Annotated in this window: 17 protein-coding genes; 8 read left to right on the forward strand and 9 right to left on the reverse strand. The window is 35.9% G+C overall.

Annotated features, from left to right (window positions below):
• Window positions 1-914: 914 nt before the first annotated feature.
• From ABD985_RS07460 to ABD985_RS07500, 9 genes are all read right to left on the reverse strand, one after another.
• Window positions 915-2,666: an Ig-like domain-containing domain gene (locus ABD985_RS07460; protein ID WP_345370545.1), complete on the reverse strand. Its 1,752-nt coding sequence runs from the start codon at window positions 2,664-2,666 to the stop codon at window positions 915-917.
• A gap of 100 nt (window positions 2,667-2,766) precedes the next feature.
• Complete coding sequence (mnmG, locus tag ABD985_RS07465) at window positions 2,767-4,635, reverse strand: tRNA uridine-5-carboxymethylaminomethyl(34) synthesis enzyme MnmG (protein WP_345370546.1); 1,869 nt, start codon at window positions 4,633-4,635, stop codon at window positions 2,767-2,769.
• A 230-nt stretch (window positions 4,636-4,865) separates the two neighbouring features.
• Window positions 4,866-5,291, reverse strand: a complete 426-nt coding sequence (gene ybeY, locus ABD985_RS07470; RefSeq protein ID WP_345370548.1) for an rRNA maturation RNase YbeY — start codon at window positions 5,289-5,291, stop codon at window positions 4,866-4,868.
• 9 nt (window positions 5,292-5,300) lie between these two features.
• Window positions 5,301-5,705, reverse strand: a complete 405-nt coding sequence (locus ABD985_RS07475) for an ATP-binding protein (RefSeq protein WP_345370550.1) — start codon at window positions 5,703-5,705, stop codon at window positions 5,301-5,303.
• A gap of 11 nt (window positions 5,706-5,716) precedes the next feature.
• Window positions 5,717-9,082, reverse strand: a complete 3,366-nt coding sequence (locus ABD985_RS07480) for a coiled-coil domain-containing protein (RefSeq protein ID WP_345370551.1) — start codon at window positions 9,080-9,082, stop codon at window positions 5,717-5,719.
• A 108-nt stretch (window positions 9,083-9,190) separates the two neighbouring features.
• Window positions 9,191-10,924 carry an ABC transporter substrate-binding protein gene (locus ABD985_RS07485; RefSeq protein WP_345370553.1) on the reverse strand — a complete coding sequence of 578 codons (1,734 nt, stop codon included), beginning with the start codon at window positions 10,922-10,924 and terminating at the stop codon, window positions 9,191-9,193.
• 319 nt (window positions 10,925-11,243) lie between these two features.
• The gene (locus ABD985_RS07490) at window positions 11,244-12,014 is read right to left on the reverse strand and encodes an exodeoxyribonuclease III (RefSeq protein WP_345370555.1); all 771 of its coding nucleotides are present in this window, start codon (window positions 12,012-12,014) and stop codon (window positions 11,244-11,246) included.
• Window positions 12,015-12,032: 18 nt separating this feature from the next.
• Window positions 12,033-12,392, reverse strand: a complete 360-nt coding sequence (locus tag ABD985_RS07495; RefSeq protein ID WP_345370557.1) for a hypothetical protein — start codon at window positions 12,390-12,392, stop codon at window positions 12,033-12,035.
• 102 nt (window positions 12,393-12,494) lie between these two features.
• The gene (locus ABD985_RS07500; protein ID WP_345370559.1) at window positions 12,495-12,848 is read right to left on the reverse strand and encodes a carboxymuconolactone decarboxylase family protein; all 354 of its coding nucleotides are present in this window, start codon (window positions 12,846-12,848) and stop codon (window positions 12,495-12,497) included.
• A gap of 273 nt (window positions 12,849-13,121) precedes the next feature.
• Here ABD985_RS07500 and ABD985_RS07505 point away from each other — a divergent pair, with 273 nt between their 5' ends.
• The 8 genes from ABD985_RS07505 to ABD985_RS07540 all read left to right on the forward strand — a co-directional run bounded on the left by ABD985_RS07505 (window position 13,122) and on the right by ABD985_RS07540 (window position 19,618).
• Window positions 13,122-13,712, forward strand: coding sequence for a ComF family protein (locus ABD985_RS07505; protein ID WP_345370561.1), 591 nt, complete (start codon window positions 13,122-13,124; stop codon window positions 13,710-13,712).
• 248 nt (window positions 13,713-13,960) lie between these two features.
• Window positions 13,961-15,112, forward strand: coding sequence for a transcription antitermination factor NusB (gene nusB, locus ABD985_RS07510; protein ID WP_345370563.1), 1,152 nt, complete (start codon window positions 13,961-13,963; stop codon window positions 15,110-15,112).
• Window positions 15,113-15,265: 153 nt separating this feature from the next.
• Window positions 15,266-15,577 carry a YtxH domain-containing protein gene (locus ABD985_RS07515; protein WP_345370564.1) on the forward strand — a complete coding sequence of 104 codons (312 nt, stop codon included), beginning with the start codon at window positions 15,266-15,268 and terminating at the stop codon, window positions 15,575-15,577.
• A 45-nt stretch (window positions 15,578-15,622) separates the two neighbouring features.
• Window positions 15,623-16,087, forward strand: a complete 465-nt coding sequence (locus ABD985_RS07520) for a DUF1573 domain-containing protein (RefSeq protein ID WP_345370566.1) — start codon at window positions 15,623-15,625, stop codon at window positions 16,085-16,087.
• A gap of 84 nt (window positions 16,088-16,171) precedes the next feature.
• Window positions 16,172-16,495, forward strand: a complete 324-nt coding sequence (gene yajC, locus ABD985_RS07525) for a preprotein translocase subunit YajC (RefSeq protein ID WP_345370569.1) — start codon at window positions 16,172-16,174, stop codon at window positions 16,493-16,495.
• Between the two features lie 140 nt (window positions 16,496-16,635).
• Window positions 16,636-17,661, forward strand: a complete 1,026-nt coding sequence (locus ABD985_RS07530) for a YbbR-like domain-containing protein (RefSeq protein WP_345370571.1) — start codon at window positions 16,636-16,638, stop codon at window positions 17,659-17,661.
• A gap of 13 nt (window positions 17,662-17,674) precedes the next feature.
• A complete protein-coding gene (gene coaE, locus ABD985_RS07535) occupies window positions 17,675-18,289 on the forward strand; it encodes a dephospho-CoA kinase (protein ID WP_345370573.1) in 615 nt (204 codons plus the stop codon).
• An 87-nt stretch (window positions 18,290-18,376) separates the two neighbouring features.
• Window positions 18,377-19,618 (forward strand): hypothetical protein, encoded by a 1,242-nt coding sequence (locus ABD985_RS07540; RefSeq protein ID WP_345370575.1) that lies wholly within the window; start codon window positions 18,377-18,379, stop codon window positions 19,616-19,618.
• Window positions 19,619-19,628 lie beyond the last annotated feature (10 nt).

The following is a 19,628-nucleotide window of genomic DNA, read 5'->3' on the forward strand; positions in this document are numbered from 1 at the left end:
AAGTAATCATTTTTTATATAAAAAAAGCGCATTTACTAAATCTGTAAGCAACTTTTAAAAAAGTTATTCACAGGGTAAATTCTAATTTTAGAAACCTAAAATGAAATCATTGTGGATAGTCTTTTTATCAACATTATTGATTGAATAAAACGTTTTTCTAAAAGGATTTATTCCATTAGTTTTGAAGACTCACTTTGTGAATATGTTGATGAAGGATCAGCTTATTCACAATTGACTGTGAATACTTCCATAATCATATGATAAACAGACTATTACTATATTGTTGATATGTGAATAGTCTATCTTTAATTGTGAATAAGTTGTGGATAAGCTGTGAATAGTGTAAAAAGGGAAGGTTTTACAGATTGTAGGTAATAATCTCCAGTTTATTTGTGGATAACTATTGCTGTAAGGTTGAATTATTCAGTTTTAATCTGACTTATCAACAGGTTATTCACAGAAGGAGGATTTATTGTGAATAAACTGTTGATAATAACTTATTTTATTCACATTTATCTGATGATGAAGTATAAATATCTGAAAATCAAATATTTACGATAAGGCTATTACAGTTAACGATTAGATTATTTCATTAAATAGTTGAAATATAGAAAGTTAAGTACATTTCTGTGAGAGTATAATACTTAAGTTATTCACAAGTGAGAGTGTAAGGTGTTGATAACTTATTTTTGAATGAATTATAGGCTATTAAGAAGTGAATAACTCAGGCTGTTACCTTTATCAATATAAATGAGGGATATATATTAGACTAGCTGATTGGCTGATATAATTGATACGCGTTACAAAACTATGTAGGAACGCTTAAAAATATAAAGGCAATTTTTATTTAAAATAAAAGCCCCAAAAGGGGCTTTAAAAGATTCTTAAAAGGCGACTCATTTTAAGATGAATACTTAACGCTTCTTACTATTTTCCTTTTCATCTAAATCAATAATGAGTTCATCTCGACTAATCTCCCAGTTAGCGATTACGTTTAAGACTTTTCCATTCTTATAATATACTATAGGCTCAGGTGGAATACGTTTTTTAAAATCACCTTTACTCCAAATACCATCCCCATTTTCATCAATTAAAACTCTTACATAGTAATTTCCAGGCTTGATATATTCAAAGCGGAAAAGTTTCTGATTGTAGACTTCTTGGACTACTTGATAATTATTGTCTACAAGTTGAACAAAAAAAGATGTAGGAGAACCTTTAATCTCCCCCTCGATGGCTCCATATTGCTCTTCATCTTTGACTTGAAATGAAGACTGATTACTACTGGAAGAATCTCCTTTATAAGAAATAAAAGAGGCTTCTTTAAACCATAAGGTAAAAGCACTATCCATTTTGAATAGCCCTAGATCAGCTTCTGTTCCATTATGATTGAGTGTAATTTTTCGGTCAAGTAAAAGCGTGTCACTCTTATCAAAAATATATATACTGTCGTAGTTGATGTCCGTTACTGGAGTACCAAAGTCCAAAACAACTCTAAAGCTATCATCCTGTATAATTCGACTATCCGTAGGTTCTTTTAGCTGAAAAGAAAAAAGTGAACGTTTGATAGTTTTGGAGTCTCCTTTTCCTAGTCCAAGAAAACCACCACTTCCTTTCTCTTCTTTTTCCTCCTTTGAAGTATCTACTTTTTCAAATTGTATAAAAGCAGTACTATCCAATTCTTGCTCTATAGAGTCAGTGACTGAGAACATGACTTCTATAGAATCAGACATAGGTTCTTTTCCTGTATATAGAAGTCTGATAATACCTTCCTTTGGGTCCATTGTATGGAAGATACTATCTTTATAAGGAGTATCTTGAATTTCTACCCTATAATTTAGTAACCCTTTATTAAAGGTTAATAGAAGGTCTTTATTATCTTTTGATACTTTACCAAAAGATAGAGGTCTAGTATCATAATCTACGATTGGGATTTTTAATTGAGAGATTGTTGACTGTATTTCAATAGGAGCTTCAAAGAAGCCGATTAACTCATGTCTCAGAGAATACTTATAGTTACGATCTTCATCTTTCAAGGCATAGACATAGTAGTTACCACTTTTGAAACGATCCAGAATATACATTCCGATAGAATTGGTTTTCGCTACATACTTGGGGTAGTCTTCTTCAATATCTAAAGTATCATTCGCATCATAAAGCAAGACTATAGCATCTTGTACGGGTTTACCAGTATATAAATCAATAACACTTCCTATAATATTCATGGAGTCTAATGCTTCTCCAGTACTGAAGTAGATAAACATATTACTGGCAGGATTTTTCTCTGTGACATCTACGATACCATCTTGAAAATCCAGAGAATAGGTAGTGTTTTCTTGAAGAAGAGAATCAAATACAATTTTAACCCTATTCTTTTTCACTTTGATTCTATAACCAAAGTCTTTGTCATAAGGAGTAATGATCAACTTTTGTTTAAGTTGATCTTGTTGTACTCTTTCATCGAAGTAAAGAATCAGTTCTTGATCAGTATAATTGACTTGTCCCCTTTTAGGAATAGACAACATCATTTTTGGAGGAACCATATCTTTTGGGCCACCAGATGGGGGAATCTCATTAGAACAAGCACTAAAAGAGAAGATAGTAGCTAATCCTAAAAACCCATAAAGCCATTGTCGATATCTGGTACTATTGTATATAGAATTCAAAAGCAGGGTAAAATTTAATCAAAAAAAAGACATATTCTCCGCTAAAAATAAGTAGAGAATATGTCTTCCACACTTAAAAAAGTATAAAACTTTTCTAAGCTTATTTTTGTAGGTGTACCATCAAGATCGAAATATCTGAAGGAGTTACTCCACTAATTCTTGATGCTTGTCCTAGAGTCTTTGGCTGTATTGCATTCATTTTTTCACGACCTTCTGCCGAAAGAGCTGTTACAGATTTGAAGTCGAATAGCTCTGGAATTTTAAAAGTTTCCAAGGAATTCAATTTTCCTGCTAGCTTTTCCTCTTTTTCGATATAGGTTTCATACTTCAAGAGGATTTCGGTTTCTTCCAGTTCTTTTTGATTGAAAGACTCCATCTTTTCTTTTAGCTCTGGAGACAGTTCTGATAAGGTAGTGATATCTATTTCCGGACGCTTCAATACTTGAGCAGCTTTCATACCTTGTGCCAATGGCTTAAGCCCCTTTTCCTCTAGGATAGGATTAGCATCTTTTGTTTTAAGACTGAAATCATTCACCAGTTGTGTTAGGGAGTCAATATTCGCCTGCTTTGTCTGGTATTGATTATATCTGTCCTCAGAGGTTAGTCCCAGCTTATATCCCATAGGGGTCAAACGCATATCTGCATTATCTTGTCTCAAGAGAATTCTGTATTCTGCTCGAGAAGTAAACATACGGTAAGGCTCATTAGTACCTTTATTGATCAAATCATCAATCAATACACCAATATAGGCATCCGAACGGCTAAGCGTGAAAGCTTCTTTCTCGTAAACCTTATTGTGAGCATTGATACCCGCCATCATACCTTGAGAAGCTGCTTCTTCGTATCCAGTTGTTCCGTTGATTTGTCCTGCAAAGAAAAGGTTTTCAATTTTCTTTGTTTCTAGGGTAGCTTTCAATTGTGTTGGTGGGAAGAAATCATATTCGATAGCATACCCTGGGCGGAAAATTTTTGCATTCTCGAAACCAGGGATTAGTTGCATCGCTTTGTATTGTACATCTTCTGGTAGTGAAGTAGAGAAACCATTTACATAGATTTCCACGGTATTCCATCCTTCCGGTTCCACGAAGATTTGATGACGCTCTCTTTCAGCAAAGCGATTAATCTTATCTTCAATGGAAGGACAGTATCTAGGTCCGAGTCCTTTAATACGTCCTTGAAACATAGGAGACTTTTCGAAGCCTGTTTTCAAGATATCGTGTACCTTATCATTGGTATAGGTGATATGGCAGCTTCTTTGATTTTCTAAAGGTTTTGTTTCATCACTGAAAGAGAACTTCTCAGGGTTTTCATCTCCTTTTTGTTCTTCCATGGCTTCCCAGTTTAAGGAACGCCCATCAACTCTTGGAGGAGTACCGGTTTTCATACGTCCCGACTCAAAGCCAAGCTCTATAAGTTGTTCTGTAATTCCTTTAGCGGAACGTTCTCCTGCACGTCCACCACCAAATTGTTTTTCTCCAATATGGATAAGACCATTGAGGAATGTTCCATTAGTAAGTACTACTGACTTGGCGTAGAACTCCACCCCTATACTGGTTCTTACACCTTTTAGAATATCATTGCCTTCAACAATTAGTTCTGTCACCATATCCTGCCAAAAATCCACATTTAGGTTTTGTTCTAGGGCAAGACGCCATTCTTCTGCAAAACGCATACGGTCACTTTGCGCTCTTGGACTCCACATGGCAGGTCCTTTAGAACGATTAAGCATACGGAACTGTATCATGGTCTTATCTGTGATAATTCCAGACATTCCTCCGAGTGCATCGATTTCCCGAATGATTTGTCCTTTTGCGACACCGCCCATGGCTGGGTTACAACTCATTTGTGCAATAGTGTTCATGTTCATGGTGATGAGCAAAACACGTGAACCTAGTGTTGCAGCCGCATGGGCAGCCTCACATCCTGCATGGCCACCTCCTACTACTATGACATCGTAATCTTGATACATTTCTTACTATCCAATTATCTGTATGTTCCACGTGGAACGTAAATAAATTCTTATCTAGAAGTGCAAATATAAATGATAATCCTCCTATTATCTCCAAACAATAAGACAAATAATAGGATAAAAATGTTCAGGTTATTGAATGATTTTAAGAGTATTAACGAAGTAATGCATAGGTATAAAAAAAGTGTTCCACGTGGAACACTATGAATTGATACAAGAAATGACAGGATTTAAAAGGAGCGTTTTTCAAGTTGTAAACTTTCTAAACGTCTCATTTCAGTAGCTTCCTCCTCTGTTTTGTCTTTGAAGCCTAACAGGTGAAGTACACCATGTATCATTACTCGATGTAGTTCGTCTTCAACGCTTCCTGAGAAAGATTCAGCATTATCTTTTACTCGATCAATACTAATAAAAATGTCAGAGGCAATAGTGCTTTCTTGATCACTATTGTCAAAGGTAATGATATCAGTATAGGTATCGTGATCAAGGTATTCTACATTGATCTTGTGTAGGTATTCATCCGAACAGAATATATAGTTAATTTCCTCTATTGAAAAAGAGTAATCTTCAATAACCTGTACGATCCATTGCTTCACTTTCTCCTCATATTGAAGGTCAAAGGAAACATCTTCTTGGAAGAATTGTATTTGTTCCATCCTACTTACTTATCCGTTGATATAAAAAACGATTTCTACTTTATTTCCTCCTTCATGGAAATGTACTTCGTCAGCTAGATTTCGAATAAGGAAAATTCCTCTTCCTCCAGGTTTATCGATATTCTCCGGTGCTGTAGGATCAGGTAAATCACTAAAGTCAAAACCACTTCCTTCGTCTTCTATGACAAAAGCGATATTGTGGTCATCAATGCTTAACGAGATATGTACATTTTTTTCTTTATTGTTTTGGTTACCGTGAATAATAGCATTGTTCACGGACTCCGTTACAGCAATCATGATATTTCCATAAATATCATCATTGAAGCTTAGTTCATCTCTTGCCTGATCGATAAAGCTTTCGACAATTCTCAGGTTATCCGTAATCGACGGAATCTTCAACTTAAACGGCTTCATTATTTTGGTAACTATTTCTTTATCTTTTCAAAATATTTATTGACCTGCTGCTTATAGTATTGACTCAAAGAAGTAGGAATAGTGCGCAGCAGCTCGATCTGCATCTCCTTCTTTTTAAGGTATTCATCAAAGTTTGGAGGAGACTGTGAATTTAATTGTTTTTTCGCAGTTTCCGCCTTTCTTTTATTATCTAACTCTCTTTCTTTGGAAGCTTTTTCTGATTCCAGTAAACGAGTCATGATCTCTTTTTGTCTACGAATAAGGTCCTCGGTCAGTTGCTTATTAACAAGATCTTCTTCTGTTTTTTCCATTTCTTTCATCAACTTGTCATAAGCGGAGTTTCCTCCTTCCTTCCCTCCTTCTTTTCCATCAGTACCTTTTTCTTTCCCCTCTTTCCCTAGCTTTCCTTGTTCACCCATTTGCATAGGGTTTCCACCTTCTCCCATTTGCTGCTTTAAAGCATTGCGGATCATTTCTTGTTGAGCGGCCAATTTCGCTAATTCTTCGGACAGTTGTCTACCAGATTTCCCACTCTTTTTAAGGTCTTGTATTTGTTGATTCAGCTGCTTTTGTAAGTCACTCAAACTTGGGCTCCCTTGTTGCTTCTGTTTCATTTGTTTCCCGCTCATATTTTGACTCATCTGCATTTGCATTTTGTCCAGAATGTCATTTAATAATAATGCGAGGTTATTAATTGAAGTCATGGCAAATTGCTGCTTACTGGAAGCTAGTTCAGGAACTCTTCTTTTGATTGCATCCACACTTTCATCCATGTACTTGTTCATCTCCGTGACCTCTCGAGTGACAAAAGATTGTATTTCAAAGACTCTTTTGGACAAAGCCATTAAAGAATCTTCTATATAATGTGCATCGTCTTTGAGCTTTAGTTGCTCTTGAGAAAGAGTAACAAAACGTGGGTCAATACGCTTGATTGTTTTAAACTCCTTCATCAATGTTTCTTGCTCAAAAGACAGTCGTATTAGGTTGTCCATGATTTGTCGTAGATCATCATAGTTCTCCTGTAGGGTTTCCATTTCCGAAGATTGCATGGATTGCTCCATATTCTTGGCCATTCGTTCCATACGTTTGGCAGCATTTTTTTGAGATTGAGAAGCATTTTTCTTTTGCCCTTGCTGTAACTGCTTCTGCGCATTCTCTTGGTCTTTGGAGATATTCTGCTGCTCTTGCTTGAATTCTTCAAAGTCCTGTTGAGGATTTTCCAGCTCTTTGTTCATCTGGTTTAGCTCCTTCATTTCTTCCTGAAGCTCCTCAAACTCTTTATTGAGTTTATCTTGTTTGTCTTGAGACTCTTTTAGGTCTTGATCTTTTGCTTTTTCGGTTTCTTTGGATAACTCGTCTTGCTCTTTACTAAGGTCTTTTAAATCTTTGATGATTTGATCGGCTTTTTGTTCTACTTTTAATTTTTTGAATAGTTCTAGTGCACGATCTAATTCATTCTTTAGGTTCTTTTGTTTTTGATTAAGGTTTTCTAGGTTATCCTGTAAGTTCTGATTGATATAGTTTTGTTCTAAGAGTTTATTTAACTCCTCATAAAGCTCTTTTGTTTCTTCATCCAGTAGTTCATCCATTAACTTTTCTAGTTCCTGGGACTTCTGTAGCAGTTCATCATTTTGTTGTCCAAACTTCTCCTGCTTTTCATGGCTGAGTTGGTATTGCTCTTGTAATTTTTGTAGTTCATTATCCAAAGCTTTTTTCTCATCCAGAAGTTTAGACAACTCTTTTTTATCTTGCCAGGTGAGTTGCTTTCGCCCCTTTAGTTTATTTTGAATATTCTCTAACTTTTGTTGAAGTTTCTCACTTTTCTTCAGGGTTTTATCAATACTGTTAGATGTTTTTTCATTAGCCTCCGCCAAGGTCTTTTTCATTTCAGTTTGATCAGGAAACTTAAATTGATATACCGCAGTTTTACTTCTTTTCCAGCCATTGACTCCATCATTGTCCCATACTTCTACGTAATAATCCATGGTTTCTCCATCTTTTAGCTTCAGGGCTTCGATGTCAAACCTGTAGTAGAAACTCTGATTAATAGCTTTCTGATTAAAAGGAATTTTAATCTTTTGGAACTTACCAGTCTTACTCCCCTCCTCTCTTACACGATATTTGAGATTTAATCCTCTAATGCCATAATCATCGGTGACATTCCCCCCTAGTGCTAAAAATGAATAAAGAACAGTGTCTTCATATTGCTTCATATTAATACTAGGAAACTCATCCTTGACTACATCCAGGTAATAGGTGATTGCTTCTTTGTTTGTACTAAATTCATTCTGAAGCTTAACGGAATAAGGCATCGAACTTTTAGCCTTTGTTGTATACTCAAATAGGTTTCCCTTTTGTATGGTTGTAATACTGTCGGTAGCTTGTCCTTCTTTATCCTGAAATAGTAACTGTAATTGATCCGCTTTTTGGGTTTCAAATAACCATTTGATTTCGGTTCCTTCTGGAATGGTAAGGTTTCCGGTATTACTAATTGTTTCGTCTTTCTTACCTATGTATTTAGGATATCTTAGCTCTGCTATAAAATTATTTAGGCTAGGTCTTTCCAATACTTTTAAAGTGTACTGATGTGAATGATACCCTACTGCCGTAAATCTGAAATCGAATCCTTTCTGAATTTTTTTAAACTCATACTCAAAGTTTCCATTTTTCCCGGCAACCATTTTAAACTTTCTTCCATCAGAAGTTTCTATAAAAGCATCGTTAGGAAGAGCATCTCCAGAAAGGTTGAGGGTAATAGTGATACCTTCATTTCTGAAAGCGGTTAAATCATGATTTAATAGGTTAAAATTGAAGGGAGCTTTAGGAATAAACTCTTTCTCAAAGTTGACGATCTTTTCTGTGTTGGCAGTGAAGAACTGAGGACGAATAAGAGTGATCAATAATATGATTAGAAATGGTGCAAAGAGATATCTCAGGTATTTAGTATTGACACGGTAATCGATAGCCTGTGCGAAATCGACTTGTTTAAATTCTTTGTGACGCTGTTCTGCACTAGCCTTAACTAAATCATTGTTAGGATTGGCATTAATAATTTGTAGTGTATTGAGCAGCTTATCTGAAATGTTGGGAAAAGACTTACCAATTTGTTTTGCTGCCTTGGTATCAGATATCTGCTTCCCTTGATTAATTAGAGGATATAAAGGACGAAGTACCCAAAAAATCATGGAAAATAAGAATACCCCCAGAAAGCTGAAAAATAAGAACGCTCTGGTTCCCTTGCCAAAAGACCCTAAAGATTCAAGAGTATTGATAAGCAGGAAATAAGAGAGCACCAACGTCAGGGCTAAGATGCTTCCTTTTAGTATTGCATTGAGGTAATAGCGATGCTTATAACGTTTGATTTGATTTTCCAGCATGAGTGTGGGGTTTTAATGGCAGTAGGTTATTGACACTTTAATATATGTTAGTAATAAGCAACTCTAAGCTCAGAGCCAAGATTACTCTGAGCTTATTAGGGTTGTTTATTACTTTTGTGCATTTAGCTCTTTAGCATTATCAAAATACACGGTACTAAAGTCCCGGTATTGCATAGGGTTGTTAGGAAAGTCCTTTACATAAGGTTGTATTAAGCGATAGCCCTCATCATACCATAGTACAAGGAAAGGAGCATCTTTCATTAAGATTCGTTCGGCCTCCATAAAGTATTGAAAAGCTTCGTTGGTATTTTTAGCGGTTAAGGCTTTTTCGTAATACTCATCAAATTGTTTGTTTGCGTATCTGGTAAGGTTTGGATACGACTTATCTTTCGGTGAAGCTGGGAGCAGTTTACTGTTGTAGGCCCACAAGTAGTTTTCTGGACTTGGATAATCTGCAATCCAAGCAAGTCTTAACATTTCATATTTTCCGGAAGTACTTTTCTCTGCAATGTGGGAGAAGGGGGAAATTTCGGCTTTAATGGTAATGTTAAGGTGTTTCTTTAATTGATTCTTGATTTCCAAGGCTACATTGTTGTACTGCTGCCCTTCAGAGTTGAGATCAAGGGTAATGGCAGGAAAGCCCTTACCATTAGGATATCCAGCTTTATTCATATAATAACGAGCAGAGTCAAGATTAAAGGAATATCCTTTGATTTTAGAAATATCATATGACTCAAAGACTGGTGGCGTTATTCCATGTATACCAGCTTTATATCCTTCTCCATTTAGGATATATTCTAATATTCTTTGTCGGTCAATGGCAAAAGAAAATGCTTTACGAACGTTGACATCTTTGAAGGTTTCATTCTGATTGTTGAATGCCAGAAATTGTGTGGACATTTCAGGAACCCTCTGTAAGTTATATTTTTTACTTTGCTTATCCGCTTCTTCAAGAATATTGATAATGAAGTTGGTCGGTAAACGATAGACCATATCCAACTCTTGTTTTTTGAACTGGAAAAACTCAATTTCCTTTTTCTTTATAAAGGTAATAACCAAGGCATTTAAGAATGGAAGTTGGTTACCATACTCATCAAATCCGTGATAGTTTTCGTTTTTCTTAAGAATAATAGAAATGTCTTCGTCAACACTACTCAATCGGAAAGCACCTGTTCCTACACACTTGGTGCGCATTTCATCTTCATAAAGTTCATAGGCTTCTTTAGGAAAGATAAAAGCACCTGGTCTCGCCAGGTTATATAAAAACATGGAGTTGGCCTTTTCCAATGTAAATTCAATAGTGAACTCGTCTATGACTTTAATCCCTTCTATACTGTCAGCTTTTTTATCGTAGAAGTCGTCAGCTCCCTTAATAACATCAACAAATAAATTACTTGATTGATTATTTTTATCCTTTGTACAGGCAAGGGTAAAGCAATAAGCGATATCATTGGCATTAAGCTTTCTTCCTTTTCCATCGATAAAGCAAGGGTCATCATGAAAAAAAACATTTTTCTTGAGCTTAAAAGTATATTTGGTTAGAGCATCGTTGGTGGTGTAGGATTCTACCAGACTAGGAACGACTTTAAGACTATGTTGGTCAAACTTAAATAGCCCCTCATAGATTTGAGAAGCAACCCTATACGAGTAGACATCGATAATACTATGTGGAAAAAGATTTTTGATATATTCCGATTCATTCATTTTGAATATACCTCCATAAAACTTCCCTCCCGGCACAGCGGTGAGTGTTTCTTCTGAAGATTGTTTCATGGGCCCCTGACAAGCAGTAGTCATCATCAAGGTAAAAAGTGCAATTACAGGAATAACGAATCTTTGCATAGTATGTATAATCATGGAATAGGAATAGCTAATTGGACCTATTTAGTGGTGTATTCTATAATTAGAACGCGTGACAACAAGTAGTCATTGTAGAAAAATGATCTTGAATCGCTCAAGTTGTTGCCTATTATCTAAAATGAATAGATGTTCACTTTATTGGAAATGAGACTTTTTTGATTTTAAGAAGCCCCTATTATTGTTTATTCACAACATGATAATATAAGGAATAAGTACCTTTTTTAGAAAGTAAAAGGTACTTATCTATATTGAGTGTGCTGTAGGGTTCCTGATCGTTCCTACAGTCGTTTATCGACGATCCTTAAAAGGTAACCTCGACAGTTACAGGACAGTGATCAGAATGAACCACTTGGTCTAGGATATCAGCATTGGTAATATGTTCTTTTAATGTGTTGGAAGCCATGAAGTAATCAATTCTCCAACCTAGATTTTTTTTACGGGCACCGGCTCTGTAAGTCCACCAGCTATATCGGTGTGGATCTTCTACAAAAGCTCTAAAAGTATCAAAGAAACCTACATCCTCAATAAATTTGCTTACCCATGCACGTTCTTCAGGAAGAAATCCAGAGGTTTTCTGGTTTCTCTTAGGATTGTGGATATCAATTTCTTTATGACAAATATTAAAGTCGCCACAGATTAAAAGATTGGGTTGTTCTTTTTGTATTTCTTGGGTATACAAGAAGTAGTCATCCAGAAAACGATATTTAAAATCTTGTCTTTCTTCCCCAGAAGTACCAGAAGGGAAATAGGTGTTGATCAAAGAGAAGTTTTCATAGTCGATACGTATACTCCTTCCCTCTTCATCATAGGCAGAAATTCCCATTCCATGATGTACCTTAACAGGTGGAATTTTTGAAAAAATAGCGACTCCACTATAGCCTTTTTTGGTTGCAGAGAACCAGTCGATATACTTATAGCCTAATTCCTTGAATGCTTCTAGTTCAACTTGTTCTTTTTCCGCTTTTACTTCCTGGAAGCAAATAATATCGGGTTGCTCCTCTCCTAACCATTCGATTAAACCTTTTCGTATAGCTGCTCTTATGCCATTGACATTGTATGAAATAATTTTCATGATATGATCGCTTGTTTGTTAGTGATTGTCCTGTTCTCTAAAAACCTCTTGTTTGAAATAATCGATTACATGAGATTTTAATAATGTCTCTTGTTCTAACATATTGAGGAAGGGAAGCTTCTTTTTCAGTTCCCATATTGGCCAACCATCTTGATCCATTCCTTTGAGTTCATAAAAGCCCGCTATACTAAGTACTTTACAGACAGCAATATGCATCAAGTCTTCTTTTTCTTCTTTTGTAAAATGTTGTGGCCCCTTTCCGAGCTCTTGCACGCCAATTAAGAATAGTACAGTCTTTAAGTCTGGTGTTTTACCAAATAACTCTTGGAGTTGACTACTTAATTGTATCCATTCATATTCAATATTTTCTTGCTCCATTGAATGTATTGATTAAAGAAAGGGAGACTACGGTATTAGTCTCCCTATATATTTTTAAAAGAAATACACTCCTTTTCCAATTAGGAAAGGTTATACATAGTGCTAGACTTCTGTTTCGTGCTCATCCAGAGCTTCTAAGTAGGCCATAGCTCTACGAAGATGAGGAATCACGATAGTACCACCGATTAGGTTGGCAATAGACATCCCCTCTATAATTTGATCGTTGGTAAATCCAACTTCTTTACATTTCTCTAGATGGTATTTTACACAGTCATCACATCTCAAAACTAAGGAAGTGGTAAGTCCAATGATCTCCTTAGTCTTTTCATCCAATGTCCCCTCTTTAAATGCAAGGGTATCCAGACTGAAAATTCTTTTGAGTACTTTGTTATCTGCAGCAAGGACTTTCTCATTCATCTTGCTTCTAAAACTTCTAAATTCTTCTACTTCACTCATATTAACACCCAGTTATTACTATTGACTTCTGACTTCCGATATAGGAAGAAATATTGCACAAAAGAGAGAACTAACTCCCTTAAGGATTGTACTTTAGGTTGCAAAGATAGTACATCTCAAAGGATTTATTGATAAATAATTTTTCTCCCAAATCCATTTACAGAAGTGAATTTTCCTATAAATAACCTGATTCAGGATATGTTGTTTTATTTCTTCCCAGATTGTTGCCTTTACTGTGGAGAATCTCTTGTTAGACAAGAACAATATATATGTATGATGTGCGAACTAGAGTTGCCAATAACACGTTACCACCTTGTTCCTAGAGGAAACCTAGTTCATGAAAAATTATCACTACATCGTTTGACGTATGGTTTAGCTTATTGTTTTTTTCATAAGGAAGGGCGTGTACAACAATTGATTCATCATTTAAAATATAATCACAAACAAGGGATAGGAAAGTGGATTGCTGACCGTTATGCTGCATTTATGATACAAGAACTAGAAGAGAAGTTTGATATTGTCAGTATGGTTCCATTACATCCTAAGAAACTAAAAAAAAGAGGTTATAATCAGGTAAAGTTATTTGCAAAGACAATGGCTGATCATCTAGAAGTTACCTTTTTGCCGGATATTTTGAAGCGAACTCAACATACCGATACACAAACCCGGAAGAATAGAAAAGAACGAGCGGCTAATATGGAGGGGGTATTTCAGGTAGGTACAATGACAACACTATTAGATAAGCATATTCTATTAGTCGATGATGTATTGACGACAGGAGCAACATTAAGTGCTTGTCTAACAGCATTGGAAAGTGCTGGTTGTACGAAAATTAGTGTCTTGGTGATGGCATTGGCAAGATGAAGACAGAATAATAAATAAACTCAAAGGATTATACGGACAAAATGATATGAATTATGTAAGAATAATGGTGAAATTCATACCTTTGCAAAAATTCCCCATTTCATTGGACATTACCATGGACTCCTAGGAGTAGTTGGGGCATTAAACATTTACTCAAACGGGGTAAGTGGTATAATTTAAAAATTCTGTCAACCTGATAAAATAGAATACCTAAGATGCTCAACAGAAGGTTATTAAGAGTAAAAGCAATGCAAAGCGTATATGCTTACAAGCAAAGTGAGGAGTCAAACTATGAGCTGGCATTGGACGTTATTAGAGAGAAATTTGCGGAGGAGCTTAGCATTGTAGGAAATGAGCACAAGGAAGCTTTTGCGGAAAAGGAAAAATTGGCAATTGCTTACTTTGATCATAACTATAAAAAAGGGACGACAGAAGTAATGAATGAACAGCTTGGAGAAGATTCTATTAAGGCAGGAGCGCAAGCTGTAAAACGTTATCAGGAGCTTTTGTTGAAAGACTTTGAGTCTTTCAAGATTAAAATGGTCAATGATACAGAAAAGATTTATGTAAGGTACTTACGTTATTTTAAGTATTTATTTGACTTGGCAGAGCTTTCAAAGAAAGAGCTTGACCTAAAGATTGAGAGAGGCGCTGCTAACCTTGAAAAAGAAACCCAATTACACAATTTAATTTATCGCAACGAAGCTATAGCCCTTCTTAAAAAGAATACAGAACTAAAAGAGGAGCTAGAAAGCTATAAATTGACTGGAGAGGCCGATTGGCAACAATTTAAAGAGTGGTATGTTTTATTAAAGAAAGACAATACATTCTTTGAGAATTTTCAGGGCAAAGAAAAGTCATTTGAGAATGATCGTTTGATTCTTCGTTACCTTATCAAAGATTTCTTCTTCAAGAATGAGGCATTAATTTCTGAGTTTGAGCGTCAGGATCTTTTGTGGGCAGAAAACCGTACAATTATCAGAAGCATGCTATTGAAGACTCTGAAAAGCTTAGAGGAAGGAGTTGATAGTAGTGCTGAAATTTTGTCTATCTCGAGAAATTGGGATGAGGACAAAGAGTTCTTCCTTCGTTTGTACGAAAAAACAATTAATGATGAGGAAGAGTATCAGGAAGAGGTGATCAAGCATTCTAAAAAATGGGCTAGCGATCGTATTGCTAAAGTAGATCAGATTTTGATCAACATGGCAATAGCAGAAATGATGAGTTTCCCGAATATTCCTGTAAAGGTGACAATCAATGAGTTTATAGAAATTTCTAAGATCTATTCTACTCCAAAAAGCTGGCAGTTTATCAATGGTATTCTGGATAGTATTTCTAATAGTATGATGAAATCTGGAAAAATTAGAAAGAGTGGACGAGGATTGATCGATAACCGATAAGTCATTTTGTGTTGCGATGTTTCTAAAAAACGCTCGTTTTATAAGGTTCTAACATTATTTTTTTGTAGTCTATGGAGGTTTTTATACATTTAAATAGTGCAAATAGCACTTTTATTAGGTGTAACTGAGCAATCATTTTTAAAAAGAAATATTATGAGTAAGAACACAGGAAATGGTTTTATGACATTTTTGGCAGGTGCTGCTGCAGGTGCATTGTTGGGCGTATTGTATGCTCCGGACAAAGGGAAAAGCACAAGAGATAAGCTGACTTACCGTTTGGACAAGTACAAGGAAACATTGGAACAACTAATTGATGATTTGATTCAAGGAAAGCATGAGCACATGTCTGACGCAAAATCAGAAGGACAACGTGTAATCTCTGATGCGATCAAGCATGCAGAGCAGTTGATGAATGAAGTAGATGAGTTGAAAAACAGAATTTCGGGACCTTCGATTGATAATTAATTAGTCGAAAGGGATTTTTCAAATATATAAACGATTAACAACATCATGAACATTACGAAAGCCGTCGTTGCCACTATACTTGGGTCCACGCTATTGTTTGGATGCTCTTCCAAGCAAGGACAACAACAGGAAGTAGAAAGTGTTACCACTAGGGTTGATCAGTCAAATGAGCAGTTGGCTCAAATGACTTTTGAAGAAAGAGAATTTGATTTTGGAGAGATCAAGCAAGGTGATGTTGTTGAGCATGTCTTTACGTTCACGAATAGTGGAGAGGTTCCTTTGAAGATTATGAATGTGAGAACAACTTGTGGATGTACTGCTCCTGAGTGGCCAAAAGAAGAGATCATGCCAGGTGCATCTGCAGATTTGAAAGTTGTCTTCAATAGCAAAGGAAAAAGAGGCAACCAGAGTAAAAACATTACAATACAAGCCAACGTACCGAATAGCATTGAGCAGGTACGTATTTTGGCTAACGTATTGACCGAGGAAAAGCAGGAAGTACCTATGTAATTCCCTTTTAATGATTTATAGCAATAGTTGGTGTTTCTAAGAAGCATCAACTATTCTTTTTTGATATAATTTATACGATATAAAATGTTAGCATTGAATATTCTTCTACAGGTGTCTGAACCTTCCGGCAATATTATGCAGTTTGTTGTGATTGGCGGGATGATTTTGGTTTTTTACTTTTTCATGATTCGTCCGCAGCAAGCAAAGCAAAAAAAGCAGAAGGAGTTTGTAGAGGGACTGAAAAAAGGTGATAAGGTAGTAACCGTTGGAGGTATGCACGGAACTATTGTAGCTGTTGATGGCAATACAGTAGTATTGGATGTAGATAAAGGAACAAAAATTCGTTTTGAGAAATCTTCGGTTTCTTTGGAAACTACTCAAGCAGCCAAAGGTACTGATAATAACTAATAAAGGATAACGTCTTTCCTCTATTCAATAGCCCTTACTAATCTATAGTAAGGGCTATTTTTGTCCTATAATATTCCTATTTTAGCTTATTCGTTGATAATATTCATGTTGCTTATCATTGATATTAATTTTATTATTTCATGAGTGAACAGGAGGAAAACCAGTCTACACCAGAAGAGCAAGAAAGTAAGTCCATTGTACAGGAGTTACACGAAAAGTATATCTCGGAAAATGATCTAATCAAAACAATCCGAGATTGGGACTGGCGTGCTTTGACAATATGCGTCATGATTTCGTTTACTTTTTGGATATTTAATGCGCTTAATAATGACCATACCGCTGATCTGAAGGTACCTTTGAGTGTTGCTCATGAGCAGACTTCGGTAGTAAGCCTGTCTCCTCCTCCAGATCATTTGACAGTGAATGTCTCTGGTAATGGGTGGACTTTGTTGACAAAAACCATAGGGTTGGGTAATGATGGATTGAACCTGACTATGGAGGATCCTGTACAAACAAATTTTGTTACTGCAAAGACTCTTTTACCCGAGGTGTCTAATTTACTGAGAGGATTGAAAGTAAATTACATGTTGGAGGACTCATTATTTTTTGATTATGATGAACTGGTCTCCAAAAAAATAGCAATGGAGGTACAGAAAAAGGACATTCCTTTAGGAGAAGGATATGAGGTCGTTTCAGAAGTTTCCATCAGTCCCGATACCGTGACATTGACTGGACCTAGATCATATATTAAGTCGCTGCCATCTAGTTGGGCTTTGAATCTGTTTGAGTTTGAGCCTATTGAACAGCGGTTTGATGAAAACATAGAGATTGATTTACATAATAATCGATACACTTCTGTAGATTATGCTGAGGTGAATATCACATTTGATGTATCGTATATATTGGAGGAAGTCGTACCAGCCAAACTACTGTATTATAATTTCTCAAATGAAGTATATCCTATCTTGCCAGAGGAAGGTGTCAAGGTACAGTACGAAATAAAAGAGTTTGATGTGATAGAAGATATAGACTCTATCAAAGTAGCCGTTTCTTATGACAATATTAATTGGAACGACTCTACGGTAGTACTCAAGGTAGTCGAGGAACATAACTTCTTGAGAGTGAATGTCACTCCTAACGTTTTGAATCTTAAGTTTAAGGAATAGGATTACTGTATTTATGCAATCAAAATTACAAATAGGCATTGCCGGAGGTATAGGAGCAGGTAAAAGTGTCGTATGTAATATTTTTAGAGCACTGGGGGTTCCAGTTTATGATGCTGATCAAATGGCAAAGACCATTATGGTAATCGATCAGTCATTGATTATGGCGATTAAGCAGACTTTTGGAGAGGAATCTTACTTTCCGGATGGCAGTTTAAACAGACAGTATTTAGCCCAACAAGTATTTGCCAAAGGAGAACGAATCAAAGAACTTAATGCTTTGGTACATCCAAGATTGGAAGCTCATTATCAGCAATGGGCCAACGATGCCTTAAAAGAAGCTCCTTATGTAGTGAAAGAAGCAGCTATACTTTTTCAGAATGGAGGTTATAAACAAATGGATGCTTCTATCTTGGTGACCTGTCCTGTAGAGAAACGTATCCAACGTGTATTAAAAAGAGATCCTCAACGTTCAGAATCGCAGGTGAGAGAAATTATTGGTAAACAAATGAGTGAGGAAAGACAAGAAGCGTTAGCAAGTCTCATTGTTCCTAATGATGGCCTACAACCTATTCTACCGACTATATTATATTGGGATGAATGTTTTAGAAAAGGAATAATGACTCCATAAGTTACATACATAAGAACTATAGGGTAAGATAGGTTTCCTTAGTTTGGGTAGTATTCATCTATAATTAATGACTATACCCGTTCTATAATGATAGCCTTACGATTATCTTATTTCAGCTTCTTGGTTTCTTTTCTAGTAACATCATTGACTACATTGAATGCTCAAGATACTCCTAATTTAGAGCTGGGAGGAGCATTGAGGTTCAATTACAATTTGTCTACATGGAAGGATGGGCAAATAGATCGAGGAGGAGATTTTGGGTATGATATCTTTAGAGTCAACGCTAAAGCAGCATACAAGGGTGTAAAATTAAATGCAGAGTATCGTTTGTACTCAGAAGATTTTGGAGGGGGGATGCTTAAAGAGGGATGGGTAGAGTACGATTTTGATGAAAAAAATAATATACAAATAGGGCTGACCCAGGTACCCTTTGGTATTACCCAGTATAATTCTCATAACTGGTTTTTCAGTATCAACTATTATGTGGGTTTAGAAGACGATCACGATATGGGGATAAAGTATACCCATATGAGTAAAAATTTTGATTTCGCAGTAGCATTCTTTAAGAATGCTGAAGAATATCGTTTTGGCTCTTTTTCAGATCATTCAGACAGCAGGTATTCATATGATTTAGCCTCTAAAGATTTGGATGGAGATGGAGTTTTAGATTTCAGGAATAAAGAGGTTAATCAATTAAATGCTCAATTTCTTTATAAGCGCTCTTTAGGGAGATTTGATCATAAAATTGGAATCTCTTTGCAAGGAGGAGGTGTTTATAACTTGGATACAAAAGATACTGGTTGGCATTATGCTTTTGCTCCTCATTACGAGATGATTTTTGAGCGTCTAGATCTTATTTTTCAAATTTCTCATTATAAAATTAGTCCAGAAGCACCAGAAGGCGAACAGGAAAACATTGTAGCGATGACGGCTTATGGGTTTCCTTATTTTGTTACATCAAATGCGACCACCTATACGGTGGGTATTAGTTATGATTTTCCTATAGACTGGGGGCCAATATCCGGTATTCAGGTTTATAATGATTTTGGATATATGGATAAGTCTTTTGATGACTTTTCTGATACATTCATGAATGTAACAGGTGCATTGGTTACAGCGGGAAATGTCTATACATATATAGATTTTGCAACAGGACAGCATATGCCTTGGCTGAATGATGATTTTAATAATTCTTTAGCAGAAGGGTCAATAGCGGGAGACCAATGGCAATTAAGGTTTAATATTAACTTTGGCTACTATTTTTCATCTGGGAGTATTTTATCAAAAGAGAGTATACGAAGGGAGAAAGAAAAGAGGGACCAAGAGTAAGGTTAAAGTT

The organism is Algivirga pacifica, from assembly GCF_039543525.1.
GTDB classification, from domain to species: domain Bacteria; phylum Bacteroidota; class Bacteroidia; order Cytophagales; family Flammeovirgaceae; genus Algivirga; species Algivirga pacifica.